The sequence below is a fragment of the Streptomyces sp. NPDC004610 genome (genome assembly GCF_040609715.1).
In the GTDB taxonomy this organism is placed as follows: domain Bacteria; phylum Actinomycetota; class Actinomycetes; order Streptomycetales; family Streptomycetaceae; genus Streptomyces.
On sequence record NZ_JBEXLA010000057.1, the window covers coordinates 20,234 to 41,049 of the forward strand.

Below are 20,816 nucleotides of genomic sequence, written 5' to 3' on the forward strand. Positions count from 1 at the left end.
GCTGGTATGGCTTCAGACTACCCGCACAAAATTTCTACGCGCGTCGACTTGTAGGAACCTACGTGACCATGCTCACGGCCCCGCAGCGGAGCCACTGTTCGCGGAAAGTTCCGGGAAAGATCCCGGATCGACACCCGGTACCTATTGCGTTCGGACACGCGGAAGGATTTAGTCGAGCCTCGTAATACATTGTCAGGCACTGTAGAAGTAGAAATGAATTCGGCACCGTGCCGTACGAAGGGACCGATATTCGTGGCGCAGAAGGTCGTGGTCACGCTCTTTGACGACATCGACGGCTCGGAAGCGGCGGAAACGATCGCCTTCGGACTCGACGGCAAGTCGTACGAGATCGACCTGAATGAAGCCAATGCCAAGAAACTGCGTAAGGCGCTCGCGCCGTACGTGGAGGCCGGCCGGAAGCGGTCGAAGTCGGGCCGGGCGTTCAAGCAGACCGAGATCGCTCCCGACCCGGCGGCGGTCCGCGCCTGGGCCCAGGCGAACAAGATGGACGTACCGGCCCGCGGCCGGATCCCCAAGAAGGTCTACGAGGCGTTCGCCGCCGCGCGCTGACGCGGGAACCCGGCCGGGGCGCGGGCGCGGGCGCGAGCAGGCGGTCCGGATGGCCGGACGGTTGGTCGGCCGAGCTGCCGGGCGGCTTGGCGCCGAGCCGCTGAGCTGCCGGGCGCCGAGCCGCTGGGCGGCCGGACAGGTGGGCGGCCGGACGGCTGGGCGGCCGATCGGGTGTCCTCAGGGTCCGTCAGCGGGCCCTGGGAGCAACCGACTTGCGTTACCCCCCTGCTGATCAGCTAGTGTCTGGAGCACGCCACCGGGCGGGGCCGAAAAGCCCAGCTCAGAGGGTCGCGCGGGTGTAGTTCAGTAGTAGAACATCCCCCTTCCAGGGGGAAGGCGCAGTGTGCAATTCCTGTCACCCGCTCCGCATCACCGTCCTGGTCACTCGATTGGATCAGGTAGGGTGGTGCTCGCGCCGATCGGTGAGAGCCGGTCGGAGGCAATGCGGACGTAGCTCAGTTGGTAGAGCGCAACCTTGCCAAGGTTGAGGTCGCGAGTTCGAACCTCGTCGTCCGCTCCAGTTGAAGCCCCCGGTTTCCGGGGGCTTTTTGGTGTCTCCCCCATCCCCCTTCCACCCTCCTTCCATCCCCTTCCCTTCTCCCCGTCTGACATTTGTCATGCCCGCTGATGACAGCGCGCACTGCCGAGCGGCCCCGGCGGCAGGGACGCTGAAGGCATGGAAACCAATGAGCACGTGATCGAGGTCACCGGGCTGCGACGGGTGTACGGGGGCGGGTTCGAGGCGGTCCGGGGAATCACGTTCTCCGTGGGCCGGGGCGAGATCTTCGCGCTGCTGGGCACCAATGGGGCCGGCAAGACCTCCACCGTGGAGGTGCTGGAAGGGCTCGCCGAGCCCACCGACGGGCAGGTCCGCGTCCTGGGCCACGACCCCTACCGCCACCGGGACGCCGTACGGCCGCGCACCGGGGTGATGCTCCAGGAGGGCGGCTTCCCCTCCGAGCTGACCGTCTCCGAGACGGTACGGATGTGGGCCGGATGCGTCAGCGGGGCGCGGCCCCGGCGGGAGGCGCTCGGCCTGGTCGGACTCGCCGACAAGGGGGACGTACGGGTCAAGCAGCTCTCCGGCGGGGAGCGGCGGCGGCTCGATCTGGCGCTGGCGCTGCTGGGCCGCCCCGAGGTGCTGTACCTGGACGAGCCGACCACCGGACTCGACGCCGAGGGCCGCCGGGACACCTGGGAACTGGTCGCCTCGCTGCGCGACACCGGCACCACCGTGCTGCTGACCACGCACTATCTGGAGGAGGCCGAGTCCCTCGCCGACCGGCTGGCGATCATGCACAAGGGGCAGATCGCGGCCACCGGCACCCCGGACGAGGTGACCGCCGCGCAGCCGTCCCGGATCTCCTTCGAGCTGCCCGACGGCTACTTCCTCGGCGATCTGCCCCCGCTGGCCGAGCTGGGCGTCAGCGGCCATGAGATGCACGGCAATGTCGTCCGGCTGCGGACCATGGATCTCCAGCGGTCGGCCACCGGGGTGCTGGTGTGGGCCTCGCGGGCCGGGGTGGAGCTGCGGCGGCTGGATGTGCGCTCGGCGTCGCTGGAGGAGGCGTTCCTCGGGATCGCCGGACGCGCGGCGTCGTCCCCCGACGGCGACGAGGCGCTGAAGACGGCGACGGCGACGGCGGCGGTCGGCCGATGACCATCGTGACAGCTACGACGGCGGCGACAGCAACGACGGGTATGGCGGGTATCGCAGGTATGGCGGGCGTGACGGGTATCGCGGCTATCGCGGGTATCGCAGGCATGAGGGGGACGGGGCGATGAGCAGTACGACGACGACCATGGGGACCGGGCAGGATGGCCGGGATGGCCAGGACGGCCGGGGTGGACGGACCACCGTCACCGGGCGGCTCGGCGCGCTCGCGCGGGCCGAGCTGACTCTGCTGGGGCGCAGCCGCGCCACCCTGGTGACGGCGGTGTTCGTGCCGCTGGTGGTGCCGTTCAGCCTGCGCAGCGCCGCCGGGGAGATGGACCTCGCCGAGCACGGCCTGGACGTCGGCACGATGCTGCTGCCCGCTGCCATCGCCCTCTCCCTGCTGTTCGCGGTGTACGCGGCGCTCACCGGGGTGTTCGTGGTGCGCCGCGAGGAACTGGTGCTGAAGCGGCTGCGCACCGGGGAGCTGCGGGACAACGAGATCCTGATCGGGGCCTCGCTGCCGTCGCTGGCGATCGGGCTCGGCCAGTCGGTGCTGCTGGCGGCCGGGTGTGCGCTGCTGCTGGACATGGAGGCGCCCCGCGCGCTGCCGCTGGCGATCCTCGGCGTCCTGCTCGGGCTGGTGCTGTGCGCGGCGCTGGGCGCGGTCACCGCTTCCTGGACCCGGACGGCGGAGAGCGCCCAGGTCACCAGTCTGCCGCTGCTGTTCGTGTCGATGCTGGCCTCGGGGGTCGCGGTACCGCTGGAGGTGCTGCCGGACCGGATCGCCGCGGTGTGCGAGCTGCTGCCGCTGTCGCCGGTGGTGACGCTGATCCGCGGCGGCTGGACCGGCGCGCTGTCCGCCGGCGAGGTGCTGGCCGCCGTGGCCACCGCACTGGCCTGGACCGTACTGTCGGTCTTTGCCGTACGGCGGTGGTTCCGCTGGGAGCCTCGACGCTGATCACCGGGTTGACCACCGGACGGTCTCCGGTGACGGGGACGGTGACGGTGACAGTGACGGCGGCCGACGGGGACCGGCACGGGCACGGACGAAGGACGCGAGGGCACGACGAGATGCGCGAGAACATGCGCAGGCCCGCCGGGTGGTGGCGGAGCAAGAGCACCCCGGCGAAGGTGGAGATCTACACCCGCTGGTCGTTCCATCTGTTCGTGGTCATGGAGGTGGGCCTGTTCGGCCTGCCGCTGTTCCTCCAGCCCCGGCCCGCCGCGGTGATCTGGCTGTTCCCGGCCGTCGTCGTGCATGGGCTGCTCTGCGGGATGACCGCCTCGCGCGGCCTCGACTGGGTGCGCGGGCAGCGGGAGCAGCCGGTGGCGCTGATGTGGGTGCTGGGGGTGGTCAGTGTGCTGGTCGCCGCCGGCAGCCTGGTCGCCGCGAAGAACGTCACCGGTGACGAGACCACGGGCGCGCTGGGCGCGCTGGCCGGCGGGGTGCTGATCTTCGCCGCCGGCGCCCTGACCATCTCGCAGCGCGGGCGGCGGCACACCGTGTACGTGGTGGTCGGATTCACGACGGTGGTGGGCGCGCTGTCGATCGCCGTCGGCGCGTCCTGGCCCGCCGTGCTCACGGCCGTGCTCGGCGTCCTGCTCGGCGGTGCCTTCTTCGCCGCCGCCTCCTTCTTCTCCGTCTGGCTGCTGAAGGTCGTCTACGAACTCGACTCCGCCCGCGAGAACCGGACCCGGCTCGCGGTCGCCGAGGAGCGGCTGCGGTTCGGGCGGGATCTGCACGATGTGATGGGCCGCAATCTGGCAGTCATCGCCCTCAAGAGCGAGCTGGCGGTCCAGCTGACCCGGCGCGGGCGGCCGGAGGCCGTGGAGCAGATGATCGAGGTGCAGCGGATCGCGCACGAGTCGCAGCGCGAGGTGCGCGATGTGGTGCGCGGCTACCGGGAGGCCGAGCTGGGGGTCGAGCTGGCCGGTGCGCAAGGGGTGCTGACGGCGGCCGGGATCGACTGCGAGGTGCGCGGGGAGGCGCTGGCGGGCGGGCTGCCGACCGAGGTGCAGTCGGCGCTCGGCTGGGTGGTGCGCGAGGCCACCACCAATGTGCTGCGGCACGGGGACGCCGAGCGGTGCACGGTGGGGCTACGGGTCCGGGAGGGGTTCGTGGCGCTGACGGTGGAGAACGACGGGGTGGGGGTGCGGCGGGGCGGGCTGCTGCGGAAGGGCGGGGACGGGGGTACCGAGGGCGAGGGTGCCGGGCCGCCTCCGGCGGGTGGGGGTGCCGGGCTCGCCGGGCTGCGGGAACGGCTCTCCGCGGTCGGCGGGACGCTGGAGGCGGGGCCAGTGGGCGGGGACCGCTTCCGGCTGCTGGCCGAGGTGCCGCTGGACGCACCGGTGGCGAACGGGACCGGCGAGGCCGCGGCATGACGGCCGGACGAGGGGACGAAGGTGCGAGGGGACGAGGATGACGGCGTGGGGCGGGACAGGGCTGGACGGGACGGACGGGACGGACAGGACGGACAGGACGGACGGCGATCACGGGTGCCGGCGCCGAAGAGCGGAGAGTGTCGCGTAATGGTCAGGGTGCTGCTCGCGGACGACGAGCATCTGATCCGGGGGGCGCTGGCCGCGCTGCTGTCGCTGGAGGACGATCTGCTGATCGTCGCCGAGGCGGCGAGCGGACCGGAGGCCCTGGCGATGGCACGGGCGCACCAGCCCGATGTGGCGGTACTGGATCTCCAGATGCCGGGCGCGGACGGTGTGAAGGTCGCCACATGGCTACGGACCGAGCTGCCCGCCTGCCAGGTGCTGATCGTCACCAGCCATGGCCGTCCCGGGCATCTGAAACGGGCGCTGGCGGCGGGTGTGCGGGGGTTCGTCCCGAAGACGGTGAGCGCCCAGCGGCTCGCCGAGATCATCCGGACCGTGCACGACGGAAACCGCTATGTCGACCCCGAGTTGGCCGCCGACGCGATCTCCGCCGGGGACTCGCCGCTCACCGCGCGGGAGGCGGAGGTGCTGGAACTGGCGGCCGACGGGGCACCGGTGGCGGAGATCGCAGAGCGCGCCGCGCTCTCCCAGGGGACGGTACGGAACTATCTCTCGTCGGCCGTCTCCAAGCTGGGGGCGGAGAACCGGCATGCCGCGGCCCGGCTCGCCCGGGAGCGGGGTTGGGTATAGTTGGCGTCGCGCCAGGGCGTTTCCACGTCACAGCGCGATGCGGACGTAGCTCAGTTGGTAGAGCGCAACCTTGCCAAGGTTGAGGTCGCGAGTTCGAACCTCGTCGTCCGCTCCAGTCGCTCCACTCGTTGGAGTCGAACGGTTCGTCGAAGCCCCCGGTCCGGTTGGATCGGGGGCTTTTCGCTGTCGTCGCGCTGCTGGTGGCTATGACCAGGTGAGGCCGGTGAGGCGCTCGTACGCCTCGACGTACTTGGCGCGGGTGGCGGCCACGACGTGCGGCGGCAGCGGGGGCGGGGGCTGCTCGCTGCGGCGGTCCCAGCCGGACTCCGCCGAGGTCAGCCAGTCCCGCACGAACTGCTTGTCGTACGAGGGCTGCGGGCGGCCCGGCTGCCACTGCTCGGCCGGCCAGAAGCGGGAGGAGTCCGGGGTGAGCACCTCGTCGGCGATGACCAGGGTCTCGCCGTCGTAGCCGAACTCGAACTTGGTGTCGGCCAGGATGATCCCGCGCTCGCGGGCGATGTCCCGGGCGCGGGAGTAGATCGCCAGGGTCGCCTGGCGCAGCTCCGCCGCGGTCTCCGCGCCGACCTGGCGGGCGACCTCCTCGTACGACACATTCTCGTCGTGCTCGCCGACGGCGGCCTTGGTGGCCGGGGTGAAGATCGGGGCGGGGAGTTCGCTGCCGTCGGTCAGGCCCTCGGGCAGGGCGAGTCCGCAGACCGTACGGGAGGCGCTGTACTCGACCAGGCCGGAGCCGGCGAGATAGCCGCGGGCGACCGCCTCGACCGGGATCATGCGCAGCGGCTTGCAGATCAGGGTGCGGCCGGTCCAGTCGGCGGGGGCGCCGGGCGGGAGGTCGGTGCCGAGGACATGGTTCGGGACGAGGTCGCGGAGCTGGTCGAACCACCAGAGGGAGAGGCGGGTCAGGACCCGGCCCTTGTCGGGGATCTCGGTCGGCAGCACCCAGTCGTAGGCGGAGATCCGGTCGCTGGCGACCATCACCAGGTCGCCCGCCGCGTTCTGGTACAGCTCGCGCACCTTGCCGGTGTGCAGGTGCGCCAGGCCCGGAATCTGCGGCGGCTCGGGCTTTTCTACGAATCCGGACACGGTTCCTCCCCGTCCTTCTGACCAATGGGGTCGATTCTTCCGTATGGGGAGGATCGGCGTGCGCCAGGGGTCGGGCGAGGGGCCGGGGTCGGGGTCTGGGGCAAGGTCTGGGGCAGGGTCTGGGTGCCGGGGGTCAGTCGTGTTTGCAGATGCGGTCGAGGAGGTTCGCGGTGGCGCGCTGGACGCGGGGGTCCACATGGCCGGGGCGGTCCAGCGCCGGGGACCAGGCGAAGGTCCCGGACGCGAAGACCAGCGCGCCGGAGGCCGCCCGGTACAGGGAGGTCTCCTGGTGGCGGCGGACGCCCTCGGCGTCGGTGTACGGGGAGTGGGCGAGCAGGGTGCGTTCCTCGTGGGCGGGCAGCGGGGTGCGCGGGAAGTAGCGGTCGGCCTCGCCCGCGACCATGCCGGGCAGTTCGTCGCCCTCGTGGGCGCCGGTCGCCTCCCACAGCCAGTGACCGGCGTTGCGGACGATCAGCGGATGCGGCTCGGGCACCCGGCCCGCGTACTGGATGCCGACGGTCTGCTGCTCGGCCCGGTCGATCTCCCGCCAGAGCACCGGGCGGCCGGGGCCCCGGCGCTTGCGGCAGGTCAGCAGCCGGTCGGGGACACCGGACGGCGACGCCGCCAGCTCCACCTGCCAGTACATGGAGTTGGCCGCCAGGAAGACCAGGGACGTACCGCCGTCGCGGGCCCGGTCGACGGTCCGGCGCATGGCCGCCGACCAGTACTCGTCGTGCCCGGGGAAGACCAGGCCCCGGTAGCGGGTCGGGTCGATCCGGCCGGCGTGCAGATCGCTGGCGTCGGCGTAGGCGAGGTCGTAGCCGTACCGCTCGGCCCAGCGGATGAAATCGTAGGCGTGCCCGATGTGCAGGGGCAGGCCCGCGCCCGCGTAGGGGCGGTCGAAGGAGACGGTGGTCGCCGCGTCGGCCTCGCCGAGCAGCCGGCCGTCGTCGTCCCAGGCGTGGTAGAGGCTGGCGCCGGTGCGGCCGTCCTCCGGGTAGAGGTTGTACGCCTGCCAGGTGATGTCCGGGAGGAGCAGCAGCAGATCGGCCGGGTGGCCGTCGCGGACCGTGAAGGGGATGTGCGAGCGGTACCCGTCGGCGGTGGTCAGCACGGCGACATACGCGCCGATGCTCCAGTACGAGGGGATCTGGAGCCGCCAGGACAGCCACCAGTGGTGGCAGGAGACCGCACGGTCGGCGGCGAGCGGTGCGGGCTGCACGATGCCGGAGAGGCGGGGGCTGGTGGTGATCTTCGCGGCGCCGTCCCCGCCGTAGTGGCCGATGCGGTAGATGTCGACGGCGAACTCCTGGGGCGGGTCGACCGTGATGTGGAAGTCGACGGCCCCGCCCGGGGCGACCGCGCCGGTGGAGATGAAGCCCTTGATCTGGCGGTGGACGTCGTCGGCGGAGGTGATGGCGGCGGTGGCGTCGGCGCCGGGCCGCCGTGACCGGGGCCGGGTCTGCGACTGCGACTGCCGCTGGGGGTCGGGGTCGACGTACCAGGGCACCAGTCGCCCCGTCTCGTCGGCGTAGGTCTCGCTGCCGCGCAGCCAGGGAACCGGGCCTTGGCCGAAGGGGTCCGACACCGCGTGCGCGCGTGCTCCCGACTCCCAGCGGCGGACGCGTTCCGGCGCCATGCTCCCCTCCCTCTGCCCCCGTATGTGCGTGTGCCGCGGCCGGCCATGGCCGTACGGGCGGGCGCGATCGGTCCCAGCACATCACATTGCGCACTTGATCCGTCACGGTTCGTCTTCGATTGGTCGAAAGTGGATGACGGAGTTCCGGTACGGGAGGGGGAGGGGAGGGGAGGGGGAGCGTTGTCGGGTCGGGGGGGGTGAGGCGCGGGCGGTGGGAGTTGGTACGGGGGGCAGCCGAGGGTACGGGGATCAGACCAGGCGTACGGGGGTCAGACCAGGCGTACGGGCTTCTCCGGGCGTATGCCCGCCTTGGTGAGCCAGCCTCGCAGGGGGGTGGGGTCGCCGCGCTCCAGCAGGCTGAGGACCTTCGGAGTGAGGTCGGTCGCCCGCTCACCGGCGACCATCAGGGACGGCCCGTCCAGCCAGTCCAGGCCGGGCTTGGCACCGGCGGTGTCCATCGCGGCGCAGCACACCATCGCCGTGACATGGTCGGCGAGCAGCTCGCGGGGGCTGCGGGGTGGCTGGAGGGGGAAGAGGGGGAGGGTGTTGTCGTCCCAGAGGTCGATGCCGGGGGCGCTGCCGGTGCCTCCGGCGGAGGTGGTGGTGGTGTCGGCGGCGGCGGCTTGGGCGGCCTGCGCGGCCTCCTCGCGGGCGAGTTCACTGCTCAGCCGCTCGGCGAGGGTGGTGCTGCGGGCGGTGGTGGTGGGGATCAGGTCTTCTTCGAGGCCAGGGAAGGAGTCGGGGAAGGGGTCGGGGGGGAGGTCGGGCGGAAGGGCGGAGGGGAGGGGGTCGGGGGAGGGCGTCGGGTCGGTGGGGTCGCTGGGGTCGGTGACCCCGGTGGGTCCGGTGGGCTCCGGGGGCCCGGCCTTCCGCTCCGGGGGCCCGGCGTTCGGCTCCGCGAACCCGGCCTTCCGCTCGCCGGGCGGCTCGCTGGGCGGCTCGCCGCGCCCAGACTTCCGCTCGCCGGGACCGGCCGTCGGCTCGGTGAGGTGGTCGAGTACCCGGTCCAGCGTGGGCGCGTCCGCGTGGGGGCCGCCGGTGCGGCGGACGCCGAGGGCGTCCAGGACCCGGTGCAACCGGGCCGCGTCGGTACGCCACTTGCGGTCCACGACCTCGTCCGGGTACTCCTGCCAGTCCACCGGCGACCAGTCCGGGCCCGGCTCGGCGGGGCCCCCGTGGAACAGCCGGGCGGCGAGCAGCGAGGTCGCCTCGTCCACCGCACCCGGCTCTTCGAGCAGATCGCAGGCGGGGCGCTCGCCGAGGCGGGAGGCGAAGCCCTCGGCCAGCCGGTCGCGGCGGGACAGCTCGGTGAGCGCGGCGACCACGCCCGCGTCCAGCCGGGACGGCCAGCGGCCCACCCGCCAGGCGGGCAGCGCGACCCGGGTCAGCAGCCGGTCCCAGCCGGCGTAGGCCAGCCCGACCTGCTCCTGGGCGACGATCCGCAGCCCGTAGTCCACCGCCTGGGCGCGCTCGGCAGCGGCGGCGGCGACTCCGCGCTCCATCTCGGCCGCGTGCACCCGGCAGCCGCGCAGCAGCGTGCGGGCCACCGAGCCGATCCCGGCGAGGACCACGCGGGAGAGGGGATCGCGGCCGGGCGCGGCGGCGACCGCGACGGCGGCGTCCAGCCCCCGTACGAAACGGCGGGCGGCGGCTATGTCGGGGTGCGCCGACGGTCCCGTACCGGCGACGACCGGGGCGAGGACCGCGCGCAGCTCGCCCACCCGCATCCACCACAGGAACGGGGAGCCGATGACCAGCACGGGAGCCGCCGCACCACGGCGGTGCGGACGGCCGACGCCCGCTATCTCGTCGGCGTGGCCGGACGGGGGCGGGCCGCTCTGGGCCGGGTGGGTGCGGTCCTCCAGCCAGCTGTCGCAGTCGGGGGTGAGGGCTATGGCGGAGGGCGCCGGGACGTCGAGCCGGTCGGCGAGGTCGCGCACCAGCCGGTAGAGATCCGGCGCGGACTCCTCGGGGATCGGGACCGTGGGCGTCACGGCCGGGCGGGCGCGGGCGACCACCAGGGCGACGGCCCCGGCCGCGGCCAGCACCAGCAGCGCGGACACCCCGGCCACCCAGCGCGCGATGTCCCATCCGTCACCCGCGAGCTGCCCGGTGGAGCCGCCGACGAGCAGGATCACCGCGGCGGCCGCCGGCAGCAGGGCCAGCGCCAGCGCCCGGCTGCGCACCCGCAGCACGGCCAGCGCCCGCGCCCGCGCGCTCTGGGTTCCCGCCTCCACTCCGATCCCGCTCACGACCGGACCTCACCCCCTCCCTGCCGTACCACTGACCGTTTCAGGTGTCGCCGGCGTCCCGACCGCTTCCGCCGCGCTTGCCGTTCGTGCTCTGCCGGCTGTCGCTGCCCCACCGGCTGTTGCTGCCTTGCCTGCCGTGCTTGCCTTGCCTGCCGTTCCTGGCCTTCTGGCGCTTTCCCGGCTTTTGCTCACTCCCCCACTGTGGCACCCGCCACTGACATCGCAATGCCGGTGGGCCAAGTGCCCGAACGCTTGCGCCGCACCCTAGTTGGGGGTGGGGCCGTCGTCAGCCGGATGGGGGAGCGGTCACTCGATGGAATGGCTTTGGGGAGAGGTGGATGACACTGGGCAAGGATCAGGCCCCGATTCCTGAGACGGTTTCGGGGCCTGAAGGGTTCAGAGGGGTTCATGCGGAGTGCAGCGGACTCGGGCGCTCAGCGGGCCCGCCCCGCTCAGCCGCAGGCGTCGGCGGCGGCCTTCGCCGCGATGTCCGTACGGTGCTGGGAGCCGTCGAGGCCGATACGGGCGACGGCCCGGTAGGCGCGCTCGCGGGCCTCGGTGAGGTCGTCGCCGGTCGCGGTGACCGAGAGGACCCGGCCACCGGCGCTGACCACCGCGTCGCCGTCGCGCCGGGTCCCGGCGTGCAGGACATAGGCGTACGGGGCGTCCTGGTCGGCGATCCGGTCGAGGCCGGTGATGGGGTCGCCGGTGCGCGGGGTGCCGGGGTAGTTGTGGGAGGCGACGACGACGGTGACGGCGGCGTCCTCGCTCCAGCGCAGGGGCGGGAGGTCGGCGAGGGTGCCGTCGGCGGCGGCGAGCAGCACTCCGGCCAGCGGGGTCTTGAGCCGGGCCAGGACGACCTGGGTCTCGGGGTCGCCGAAACGGGCGTTGAACTCGATGACCCGGACGCCCCGCGAGGTGATCGCGAGCCCGGCGTAGAGCAGCCCGGAGAAGGGCGTACCGCGGCGGCGCAGCTCGTCCACGGTCGGCTGGAGCACGGTCTCCAGCACTTCCCGCACCAGCTTGGGATCGGCCCAGGGCAGCGGGGAGTAGGCACCCATGCCGCCGGTGTTGGGGCCCTCGTCGCCATCGAGCGCGCGCTTGAAGTCCTGGGCGGGCTGGAGCGGCACGACCGTCTCGCCGTCGGTGATCGCGAAGAGCGAGACCTCGGGACCGTCGAGATACTCCTCGATGACGACCCGCTCACAGGCGTTGGCGTGCGCGCGGGCGGTGTCGAGGTCGGCGGTGACGACGACGCCCTTGCCGGCGGCGAGACCGTCGTCCTTGACGACGTACGGGGCGCCGAAGGCGTCGAGCGCCTCCTCGACCTCGTCCGGGTTCGTACAGACGTACGAGCGGGCGGTGGGCACCTGGGCCGCCGCCATCACATCCTTCGCGAACGCCTTGGAGCCCTCCAGCCGCGCGGCCTCCCCGGAGGGGCCGAAGACCGGGATGCCCGCCTCGCGCACGGCGTCGGCGACCCCCGCGACCAGCGGTGCCTCCGGCCCCACGACGACCAGCCCGGCGCCGAGCGAGCCGGCGAGCGCGGCCACGGCGGCACCGTCCAGCGCGTCGACCGGGTGCAGCTCGGCGACCTCGGCGATACCGGCGTTGCCGGGGGCGCAGTACAGCGCGGTGACGGAGGGGTCGAGGGACAGGGAGCGGCACAGGGCGTGTTCGCGGGCACCGCTGCCGATGACGAGGACCTTCACGGGGTCAGCCTAACGGCAGCGGACGGGGGGTCTTTGTGGGGGTTGCTGAGGGGGTGGGGGTGGTGGGGTTGTGGGTTCATCCAAGGGTGGGGCGTCCGTCGGCCGTCGGGTGGGTGTGGGCGCCTCTGTCGTCGGGTGGGTGGGGGGCGTCTCTCTACTGTCGGGAGGCGCTGGGCCCTCTGCCGTCGGGCAGGCGCGGGGGGCCCTGCCGTCGGACGGGTGCGGGGGGCGTCTCTCTACCGTCGGGCAGGCTCGGGGCCCTGCCGTCGGACGGGTACCGGGGGGGAGCGCCTCGGTCGTCGGGCGGATCACTCGTTCACGAACTCGTCCATCACCGTGGCACCCAGCTCCCGCACGATCAGGTCCTGCCCCGACAGCGCCGACTCGTCCAGATCGGGGTCGTCGTCCTCCGGAACGTCGTCCTCCGGGGAGACCGGGGCGGGCGCGGCCTGCGCCGCGGGTCTGACGGGGGCGGGCGCAGACGCCGGGGCGGTGGGCGCCGGGGCGGGCCTGGCGGGCGCCGCGGCGGCGGCCCGAGGCGCGGGTTGCTGCTGTACGGCGGTGGGGGTGCCGCCGCCACCGCCGTAGCCACCGCCGCCGTAGCCACCACCGGGCGTGCCCCCGCCGGAGAAGCCGGACCCTCCGCCGCCGGTGGGGGGGCTGGGAGGAGCGGCGGGGCCGGAGCCGTAGGGACCGCCGCCGGGGGCGGGCGGGGGCGGGGGCGCCGCCGCCGAACCGCCGGAGGGATCGACAACGGCGTCGATCTTCCAGTGGACGCTGAACTGCTCGACCAGCGCCTGCCGCAGCACGTCCTCGCTGCCGCTGCTCACGAAGTTGTCCCGCGCCCCCGCGCTGGCGAACCCGAGTTGGAGGGTGGTGCCGTCGAACCCGGCGACCTGGGCGTTCTGGCTCAGCAGGATCCAGGTGAAGCGACGCCGGTTCTTGACGGCTTCGAGGATGTTCGGCCAGAGAACACGGGGGTCGAGGCCGCCGGAGGGGGGTGGGGCGGCGGGGGTGGGGGCGGCTGAGGGGGCGGGCGTGGAGGTGGGGGTGGGGGTTGGTGCGGAAGGGGGAGTTGGTGAGGCGGCGGCGGGCCAGCCGCCGGGTCGGCGGCCGGCGGGGGGGCTGGCGGGGCCGGGAGGGCTGGCGGTCGGCCAGGCTCCGGGCGCGGCGGCAACCCCGGGGGCCGCGGGTTCGGCAGCCGCGGCACCCGGGGCACCCGGACCAGGACCAGAGACAGGAGCAGGAGCAGGACCAGGGCCGCTGTCGGCGGCAGCAGGCCCGGACGGGGTCGGCGGCATGGGCGAGGCGGGATACCCATGGGAGTCGGGCCCGGGAACGAACCCCATGGCGGGCACCCCGGCAGGCGGCCCGGAAACATGGACACCACCGATGCCACCGCCACCGCCACTACCACCCCCGATCCCCCGCTCAAGCCGGTCCATGCGGGCCATGACGGACCGCTCGTCGCCATAGGCGGCGGGGAGCATGACGCGGGCGCAGATCAGTTCGAGCTGGAGGCGTGGGGAGGTGGCGCCGCGCATCTCGGTGAGGCCCTGGTTGACGAGGTCGGCGGCGCGGCTCAGCTCGGCGGCGCCGAAGACCCCAGCCTGGGCCTGCATCCGCTCGACGACATCGGCGGGGGCGTCGAGCAGCCCCTTCTCGACGGCGTCGGGAACGGCGGCGAGGATCACCAGATCGCGGAGCCGCTCCAGCAGGTCGGCGACGAACCGCCGGGGGTCGTTGCCCCCCTCGATGACCCGGTCCACGACCTCGAAGGCGGCGGCCCCGTCACCGGTGGCGAACGCCTCGACCACCGAGTCGAGCAGAGAACCGTCCGTGTAACCGAGAAGGGAGGTGGCCATGGCGTAGGTCACACCCTCGCTGGTGGCACCGGCGAGCAGCTGATCCATGACGGACATGGAGTCACGCACGGATCCGGCACCGGCGCGCACGACGAGCGGCAGCACCCCGTCCTCGACCGGGATGTCCTCCTTCTGGCACACCTCGCCGAGGTAGTCGCGCAGGGTGCCGGGGGGGACGAGCCGGAAGGGGTAGTGATGGGTCCGGGACCGGATGGTGCCGATGACCTTCTCGGGCTCGGTGGTGGCGAAGATGAACTTCAGATGCTCGGGGGGCTCCTCGACGACCTTGAGGAGCGCGTTGAAACCGGCCGACGTGACCATATGGGCCTCGTCGATGATGTAGATCTTGTAGCGGCTGCCCGCGGGCCCGAAGAACGCCTTTTCGCGCAGGTCACGGGCGTCGTCCACACCGCCGTGGGAAGCGGCGTCGATCTCGATGACGTCGATGGAACCGGGCCCGTTGCGTGCGAGATCCTGGCAGGACTGGCACTCGCCGCAGGGGGTGGGTGTCGGGCCCTGCACGCAGTTCAGACACCGGGCGAGGATGCGCGCGCTGGTCGTCTTCCCGCACCCGCGCGGCCCGCTGAACAGGTACGCGTGATTGACCCGGTTGTTCCGCAGCGCCTGCTGCAACGGGTCGGTGACATGCTCCTGCCCGATGACCTCGGCGAACGACTCCGGGCGATAGCGGCGGTACAGCGCGAGAGACGACACGCATACGAGGTTATAGGCGCCCACTGACAACCGGACCCGCCCCAAACGCGAGCGCCCCCCACGCACCCGCCAGAGCCGACCTACCCTTGCTGCCTTCCGGCCCTGGGGGAGTTCAGTCAGATAGCGCCGCGTGAGGGGCTACGCAGAGGGTACCCGATGTGAGGTGCGGGAACGAGTTCGCGAGCACTCCTCTCGGTCATGTAATGTTTCCGGCGGAGGATTCGCCTAGAGGCCTAGGGCGCACGCTTGGAAAGCGTGTTGGGTTCACACCCTCACGAGTTCGAATCTCGTATCCTCCGCCAGTGCCTCACCGGGCACGATGTCGAAGGCCCCACCGTTCGCGGTGGGGCCTTCGACGTTGTTCAGGTCACTCGGCCGCAGAACAGGTCGGTCGGCGGGGTCGGCTGTCGTGGCCGGCTGTCTTGGCGGCCGTCGTCGCTGGCTGTCCTCGGCCGACGTACCGACGACTGCCCGGCTCTTCAGCTCACGGACCGCGATGTCAGGACGAGGACGAGGGATACACAGTCGAGGTCACCAGCGTCTGGGTGGGGACGGACTCGCCAGCCCGCATGCGGAGCAGCAGGTCGACGGCAGCGTCTGCGATACGCCGGGGGTCCTGGATTATCGTCGCGCGAAAGGGCGTGGCGCCCGACTTGATGGTCGCGAGCGCGTCGGGTGTGCCGTCCACACCGAGGATGAACAGCCCGGCGTGCTGATTGCCCCGTGCCTCATGTTCCTTGACCGCGTCCACCGCCCCCAAGGCCATTTCGTCATTGGTGCAATAGATGGCATCCAGTGACTCTCCACGTCGGTGGAGGTGGCGGAGGTGTTGGTCAACGATTTCGCGGGCGCTCTCCCGTGAGAAATTCCCCTGCGTGTTGATGTGTAATTTGGAGAGTGGCGTCATGTCGTGAGTCTTGGCGGCGAAGGCGCGGTGTCGGCCGTCCTGTGCCTCACCCGCCACGACGAGTATGGCGGGGCGGTCCTTCCCGGCTTCCCGCAATTCCTGTGCCACCCACTGTGCTGCGCGCTCACCGATCTCGTCCGCGTCGCAGCCGACGAACACCGTGCGGGGAGGGCAGTCCTCCACCTGGTGGAAGGGACGGATGTCCACGAACACGATGGGCAGGCCGGTCGTGGTGCTGAAATCAGCCAGCTCTCGCCGGATGGCCTGGGGGTGGGAGCAGACAATGACGCCGCCGACAAGTGCCCTTTTCTTCTTCCGAATTGCTTTCAGCTCCCGCGCCTGGCTCTGGCCGCTGTAATCGTGCTGCGGCAGCTTGACGATGAGGTCCATTCCGTGGTGATCGAAGGAACGGGCCGCCGAGTCCAGCAATCCGGCAAGCCAACGGGTCTGCGCAAACGCTGAGATCATGATGAAAACTTGAGGGCCGGGCCGGGTGAGACGACGAGTCAACAGGAAAACGGCCGGAAAGGACGTCGCGGCGATCGCCACGAACAACCATGTGGGAACGGAGATATCGGCATGCACAGGCGTCAGTGCCGCGATCGCGCTTCCGCCGACGGCGAGGAGGATGCCACTCGCCAATGAGATCGCCAAATCGGATAATAATTCCCGTCGAATGCCTGATCCTGCGCTCAAGCGCTTCTCCTCCGGTCTTGGCGTCTGGCATCAGCAGCCGGGCACCCCGGCAGACGGACGTCGCCAACGCGCCCTCGTCGTACCACGCGGGACCTGGTCCGGTGAAGAAGTCGATGTCCTCTTCCTCGTTCTCTTCTTCGTTCTCTTCTTCGTCCTCGCTCTCGGTCGGTCGGGCGGGCGGCACGGGCCGCGGGGTACGTCGGGGGGAACAGGGGGGATCGGTGCGCGTACCCGCCCCCCGCCGATCATCGGCCGCTTACCTCCCCGTCCCCCGGCTCAGCCATTCCTCGTACCGTGTCGACGCCGGTTCCACGCCGGTGTCGCCCTCGCCGGTCAGCACGTCCGGCATGCCCGCGAACAGGCTCGCGCTCTCGTCGGTGACGGCCGTGCGGCCGTCCGGGCGGGCGGCGAGGGTGATCTCGCCGAGGCGGTCTAGGCCGTGCACCTCCGGGCCCGCGATCCGGTGGACGGAGCCGGTGGGCTCGCCCTGCGCCGCCCGCGCCACCACCGCGGCGACATCCGCCGACGCGATCGGGCGCAGCGGCAGTGACGGCAGCCGTACCTCCGTGCCCTGGGTGGACATGTCCATCACCGGCGCGACGAACTCGAAGAACTGGGTCGCCCGCACGATGCTGAACGGCACCCCGCTCTCCCGCACGGCCCGCTCCTGGGCCACCTTCGCCACGTAGTAGCCGTAGTCCGGGACCTGGTCCACCCCGACGATCGACAGCACGACATGGTGCCGGACACCGGCCTCCCGCTCGGCGGCGAACAGGTGCTCGGCCGAACGGGTGAAGAAGTCCAGCGCCGGTCCGGCCTCGAAGGACGGCGCGTTCGATACGTCGACGACGACCTCGGCGCCCTTGAGCACCTCGGCCAGGCCCGCTCCGGTGTAGGCGTTCACACCGGTGGAGGGGGCGGCGGGAACCGCCTCCTGCCCGGCCGCGCCCAGCAGCGCCACCACCTGCGAGCCGATCAGGCCCGTACCACCGATCACCACGATCTTCATCGCTGTCTCCGTTCGCTCTGCCTTGTGTGATGCGTTCTGTGATGCGCGATCCGCCGGACGGCGTTTCGCTTGGTGTGAGGAGTCGGTCAGCGGGCGGTCAGAGAAATTGGTCTCAGGAGCAGGACACGGCATCCGGCGGAACTGTGACAGCCGGGGAGAGCGGAGGGTGGATCCGTGGCACGGAGTCGGCGGCTGATCCTCAGCCCGCCCGAGGACGTCTGGGCGCTGCTCGCCGACGGGCGGCGGTACGGGCAGTGGGTCACCGGGACGCGGGCGGTGCTCGCCGTCGACCCGGACTGGCCCGGGGTCGGCGCACGGCTGCGGGTCCGGGTGGGCGCCGGGCCGCTGACGCTGGACGACACCGTCGTCGTCCGGATCTGTGAGCTGGGGCGGCGGCTGGAGCTGGAGGCGCGGGCCGAGCCGTTCGGGGCCGCGCGGGTCGCCATGCGGCTGCTGCCCTGGGGCGGGCACACGCTGTTCACCCTCGACTGGCATCCGCTGCGCGGGCCCGGCACCCGGATGCACGGGCTGCCGGTCGACTATCTGATGGCCGTGCGCAACGGGATGATGCTCACCAAGTTCGCCCGGATCGCCGTGCGGGAGACGCGTTCCGGGCGGTAGGGCGTCAGCCCAGCAGGCGGCGGGCGTTCGCCGTCGCCACCGCGCCCGCCCGGGTGTCGACGCCGAGTTTGTCGTAGATCCGGCGCAGATGGGTCTTGACGGTGGCCTCGCTGATGAAGAGGGCGCGGGCGATCTCCCGGTTGGGCAGGCCCTGGGAGAGCTGGGTGAGGATGTCGCGCTCGCGGGCGGTGAGGGCGGGGGCGGGGCTGCGGAGCTGGGCCATCACCCGGCCGGCCACCGGCCCGGACAGTGCCGTACGGCCCCGGGCCGCCGCGTGGATCGCCGCGAAGAGTTCCTCCGGGCCTTCCGCCTTGAGCAGATAGCCGGTGGCGCCCGCCTCGATGGCACGGGTGATGTCGGCGTCGGTGTCGTAGGTGGTGAGGACGAGGATGTGCGGGCCGGCGCCGTCCGGGGCGCGGTCGGCGACCAGACGGCGCGTCGTCTCCACGCCGTCCATGCCGGGGCCGAGCTGGAGGTCCATCAGGACGACGTCCGGGCGCAGTTTCCGGGTCATCGCCACGGCCTCCTCCCCGCTGCCCGCCTCGCCGATCACCTCGATGTCCGGGGCGCTGCCGAGCAGGGCGAGCAGTCCGGCGCGGACGACGGCGTGATCGTCGCAGAGGAGGATGCGGACGGGGGTGGGGGTGGGGGGTGGTTCTGTGCTCATGTGGGGTCTCCTTCCGGGGCGTGGAGGGGGACGGACGCCGAGACGACCGTCCCCTCGCCGGGGGCCGACTCCACCGTCAGGGTGCCGCCCAGCTGGCGCAGCCGGGCGCGGCCGGCCGGGAGGCCGTGGCCCCGGACGCCGGACGCGGTGGCGGGGCGGGCGGTGGGGTCGAAGCCGGTGCCGTCGTCGGCCACGTCCAGCACGATCTGGTCGTCCAGGCAGGTCAGGGTGACGGTCGCGGTGGTGGCGCGGGCATGCTCGCGTACGTTGGCCAGGGCGCCCTGCGCGATCCTGAGCAGCGCGGCCTCGACGGGGGCCGGGACCGGCAGCGCCGGGGTGCCCTCGGTGTGCACCCGGACGGTGAGCCCGCCCCCGTCCCCCTCCCCGGTGCCGGTGCCCGCCGATGCCGCGCGTTCCGCCACCGCCCGCAGCGCCGCCGCGAGCCCGCCCGCCTCCGCGAGGTCGGCCGGGGTGAGGTCGTGCACGAAACGGCGGGCCTCGGCGAGATTGCTCTCGGCGATGGCGGCGGCGGTGCGGATATGGCCCCGGGCGGTCGCGCTGTCCGCGTCCCAGAGCCGGTCGGCGGCCTGGAGCAGCATCCGCTGGCTGGACAGTCCCTGGGCGAGGGTGTCGTGGATCTCCCGGGCCAGCCGCTCGCGCTCGGCGAGGGTGCCCTCGCGGCGCTCGGTGGCGGCGAGTTCGCGGCGGGTGCGGACCAGATCGTCGATGAGGACGCGCTGCCGGGCGGTCTGGCGTTCCATCGTGACGAAGACGGCGGTGGCGACGGCGGCCACGGCCGGGGGCGCCAGCAGGATGTTCGGGTCGGCCCAGCCCGCCAGCTTCAGCTGGGCGGCGACGGTCAGCGCGGTCAGCAGCACCACCAGCGGGACGGCGGCGCGCAGCGGGAGGGTCCGCAGACCGGTGTAGAAGAGCGGCACCGCGCACCAGGCGAAGCTCGGCGCCAGCACGACGAGCACCGCCCAGGCGGCCACCACCACGCCGAGCCAGGTCACCCGGCGCAGGGTCAGCCGGGCGCCGAGCGCCGGACCGAGCACGTACAGCGCCGCCAGCAGCACCGACAGGGCGACGACCAGGGGGGTGAGCGGGTCGCCGGGGTGGCGGGAGAGATAGCGGGCGAGGGAGGCGCCGAGCAGCACGAAGAAGGCGGTGTGCATGACGAGGGTGAGGGCACGGGTGCCGTCGGTGGGGGACGGTGCCTTCGGGGGGCGTGGTTGTGGTGGGGATGGGGGTGGGGGTGCCATGGGGTCGTCCTCCTTCCTGCTCCGGCGGGTTCGGCGGGTCGAGCGGGTCCGGCGGCGCGCCCTGCTGATCTGGGCAAACACCTGGGCAAACACCTCCATTGTTCCCCGGCCGGGACCGTCGGCGGTCATCCGTTCGGACGACACCACGCTCCCCCGATCCGGGCGGCGGACCGAGCCCCTCCGGCGACGGGGGCGGAGCGCTTCCGCGCCCAGGATCGAGGAGTCACCTCGACACCTCGACACCCCGGACGCACCCACCCGCCTCAGGAGGGCCCACACCATGCAGCACACCGCGAAGCACCGCATCCGTTCCGTCTCCCGCCGTACCCGGCTGTTCACCGGCGGTGCCGTACTCGCCGTCGTCGTCGCGGGCGGGGCGGGTACGGTCGCCGCGAACGCCGCTGGTTCCGCCCCGGCGGGCGGCCAGTCGGGGGCCCAGTCCGGTGCTCAGTCCGGCGCGTCGGTCTCGCGGTCGTCCGCCGGGGACCCGGCCCGCGGCAACCTCACCCAGTCCACCCACCTCACCGTCGACGCCGCCACCAAGGCCGCGCGGGCCGCGCTGGACGCCGCCGAGAAGGAGAACCAGCGGATCTCCGTCGCCGTCGTCGACCGCAACGGCAACACCCTGGTCACCCTGCGCGGCGACGGTGCCGGACCGCAGTCCTACGAGTCCGCCGAGCGCAAGGCGTTCACCGCGGTGTCCTGGAACGCCCCCACGTCCGAGCTGGTCAAGCGGCTGGCGCAGACGCCGAACCTCAAGGACATCCCGGGCACGCTGTTCCTCGGAGGCGGCGCCCCGGTCGCCGTCAAGGGCGCGCCGATCGCGGGCATCGGGGTCGCGGGCGCGCCGAGCGGGGACCTGGACGAGAAGTTCGCGAAGGCGGGCGTGGCCGCGCTGAACCGCTAGGCATGCCCTAGGAGTTGTCTTCAATTGTCACGCCCACATCAGGAGCGATGCGAGGGTGACGGCTGCCTGGTAGGACTCGGCGGTCTTGTCGTAGCGGGT

At 72.5% G+C, this 20,816-nt stretch carries 16 protein-coding genes, 4 tRNA genes and 1 other RNA gene; 11 read left to right on the plus strand and 10 right to left on the minus strand.

All coding sequences use genetic code 11. The annotated features are described in order from the left end of the window. Positions 1-252 precede the first annotated feature (252 nt). From ABZX40_RS38960 to ABZX40_RS38995, 8 genes are all read left to right on the plus strand, one after another. A complete protein-coding gene (locus tag ABZX40_RS38960; RefSeq protein ID WP_355750138.1) occupies positions 253-570 on the plus strand; it encodes an Lsr2 family protein in 318 nt (105 codons plus the stop codon). Between the two features lie 292 nt (positions 571-862). Beyond that, positions 863-934, plus strand: a tRNA-Gly gene (locus ABZX40_RS38965). Positions 935-1,014: 80 nt separating this feature from the next. Beyond that, positions 1,015-1,090: transfer RNA gene (locus tag ABZX40_RS38970), tRNA-Gly, on the plus strand. A gap of 156 nt (positions 1,091-1,246) precedes the next feature. Then, the gene (locus tag ABZX40_RS38975; RefSeq protein WP_355750135.1) at positions 1,247-2,230 is read left to right on the plus strand and encodes an ABC transporter ATP-binding protein; all 984 of its coding nucleotides are present in this window, start codon (positions 1,247-1,249) and stop codon (positions 2,228-2,230) included. Positions 2,231-2,351: 121 nt separating this feature from the next. After that, positions 2,352-3,185 carry an ABC transporter permease gene (locus ABZX40_RS38980; RefSeq protein ID WP_355750133.1) on the plus strand — a complete coding sequence of 278 codons (834 nt, stop codon included), beginning with the start codon at positions 2,352-2,354 and terminating at the stop codon, positions 3,183-3,185. Positions 3,186-3,310: 125 nt separating this feature from the next. Continuing rightward, positions 3,311-4,609 (plus strand): histidine kinase, encoded by a 1,299-nt coding sequence (locus ABZX40_RS38985; RefSeq protein WP_355750190.1) that lies wholly within the window; start codon positions 3,311-3,313, stop codon positions 4,607-4,609. 147 nt (positions 4,610-4,756) lie between these two features. Beyond that, positions 4,757-5,362: a response regulator transcription factor gene (locus ABZX40_RS38990; RefSeq protein WP_355750130.1), complete on the plus strand. Its 606-nt coding sequence runs from the start codon at positions 4,757-4,759 to the stop codon at positions 5,360-5,362. Between the two features lie 39 nt (positions 5,363-5,401). Then, positions 5,402-5,477 (plus strand) — tRNA-Gly (locus ABZX40_RS38995). Positions 5,478-5,566: 89 nt separating this feature from the next. Here the strand turns inward: ABZX40_RS38995 and ABZX40_RS39000 are convergent. From ABZX40_RS39000 to ffs, 6 genes are all read right to left on the minus strand, one after another. Beyond that, on the minus strand, positions 5,567-6,466 hold the full coding sequence (locus ABZX40_RS39000; protein WP_355750127.1) for a phosphoribosylaminoimidazolesuccinocarboxamide synthase: 900 nt from the start codon (positions 6,464-6,466) through the stop codon (positions 5,567-5,569). 133 nt (positions 6,467-6,599) lie between these two features. Beyond that, positions 6,600-8,105: a N,N-dimethylformamidase beta subunit family domain-containing protein gene (locus ABZX40_RS39005; protein WP_355750125.1), complete on the minus strand. Its 1,506-nt coding sequence runs from the start codon at positions 8,103-8,105 to the stop codon at positions 6,600-6,602. Positions 8,106-8,374: 269 nt separating this feature from the next. Continuing rightward, entirely contained in the window at positions 8,375-10,357 is a 1,983-nt protein-coding gene (locus ABZX40_RS39010; RefSeq protein ID WP_355750123.1) for a hypothetical protein, read from the minus strand. A gap of 452 nt (positions 10,358-10,809) precedes the next feature. Then, positions 10,810-12,069 (minus strand): phosphoribosylamine--glycine ligase, encoded by a 1,260-nt coding sequence (gene purD, locus ABZX40_RS39015; protein WP_355750120.1) that lies wholly within the window; start codon positions 12,067-12,069, stop codon positions 10,810-10,812. 308 nt (positions 12,070-12,377) lie between these two features. Beyond that, positions 12,378-14,648 carry a DNA polymerase III subunit gamma and tau gene (locus tag ABZX40_RS39020; protein WP_355750117.1) on the minus strand — a complete coding sequence of 757 codons (2,271 nt, stop codon included), beginning with the start codon at positions 14,646-14,648 and terminating at the stop codon, positions 12,378-12,380. A 44-nt stretch (positions 14,649-14,692) separates the two neighbouring features. After that, positions 14,693-14,791: signal recognition particle sRNA small type (gene ffs, locus ABZX40_RS39025), an RNA gene on the minus strand. Positions 14,792-14,862: 71 nt separating this feature from the next. On the opposite strand from ffs, the gene ABZX40_RS39030 reads away from it, so the two are divergent. Further along, positions 14,863-14,950, plus strand: a tRNA-Ser gene (locus tag ABZX40_RS39030). A gap of 197 nt (positions 14,951-15,147) precedes the next feature. Here the strand turns inward: ABZX40_RS39030 and ABZX40_RS39035 are convergent. Further along, positions 15,148-16,251 carry a sugar ABC transporter substrate-binding protein gene (locus ABZX40_RS39035; protein WP_355750114.1) on the minus strand — a complete coding sequence of 368 codons (1,104 nt, stop codon included), beginning with the start codon at positions 16,249-16,251 and terminating at the stop codon, positions 15,148-15,150. Between the two features lie 256 nt (positions 16,252-16,507). Further along, positions 16,508-17,260 (minus strand): NAD(P)H-binding protein, encoded by a 753-nt coding sequence (locus ABZX40_RS39040; RefSeq protein ID WP_355750111.1) that lies wholly within the window; start codon positions 17,258-17,260, stop codon positions 16,508-16,510. A gap of 174 nt (positions 17,261-17,434) precedes the next feature. Between ABZX40_RS39040 and ABZX40_RS39045 the strand changes: the two genes are divergently transcribed. Further along, on the plus strand, positions 17,435-17,881 hold the full coding sequence (locus tag ABZX40_RS39045; RefSeq protein WP_355750109.1) for an SRPBCC family protein: 447 nt from the start codon (positions 17,435-17,437) through the stop codon (positions 17,879-17,881). A gap of 4 nt (positions 17,882-17,885) precedes the next feature. On the opposite strand, the gene ABZX40_RS39050 is transcribed toward ABZX40_RS39045, so the two are convergent. Continuing rightward, complete coding sequence (locus tag ABZX40_RS39050; RefSeq protein ID WP_355750107.1) at positions 17,886-18,548, minus strand: response regulator transcription factor; 663 nt, start codon at positions 18,546-18,548, stop codon at positions 17,886-17,888. Beyond that, on the minus strand, positions 18,545-19,723 hold the full coding sequence (locus ABZX40_RS39055) for a sensor histidine kinase (RefSeq protein ID WP_355750188.1): 1,179 nt from the start codon (positions 19,721-19,723) through the stop codon (positions 18,545-18,547). The genes ABZX40_RS39050 and ABZX40_RS39055 overlap by 4 nt, the downstream gene beginning before the upstream one ends. A gap of 391 nt (positions 19,724-20,114) precedes the next feature. Here ABZX40_RS39055 and ABZX40_RS39060 point away from each other — a divergent pair, with 391 nt between their 5' ends. Next, positions 20,115-20,717: a heme-binding protein gene (locus ABZX40_RS39060; protein ID WP_355750185.1), complete on the plus strand. Its 603-nt coding sequence runs from the start codon at positions 20,115-20,117 to the stop codon at positions 20,715-20,717. Positions 20,718-20,816 lie beyond the last annotated feature (99 nt).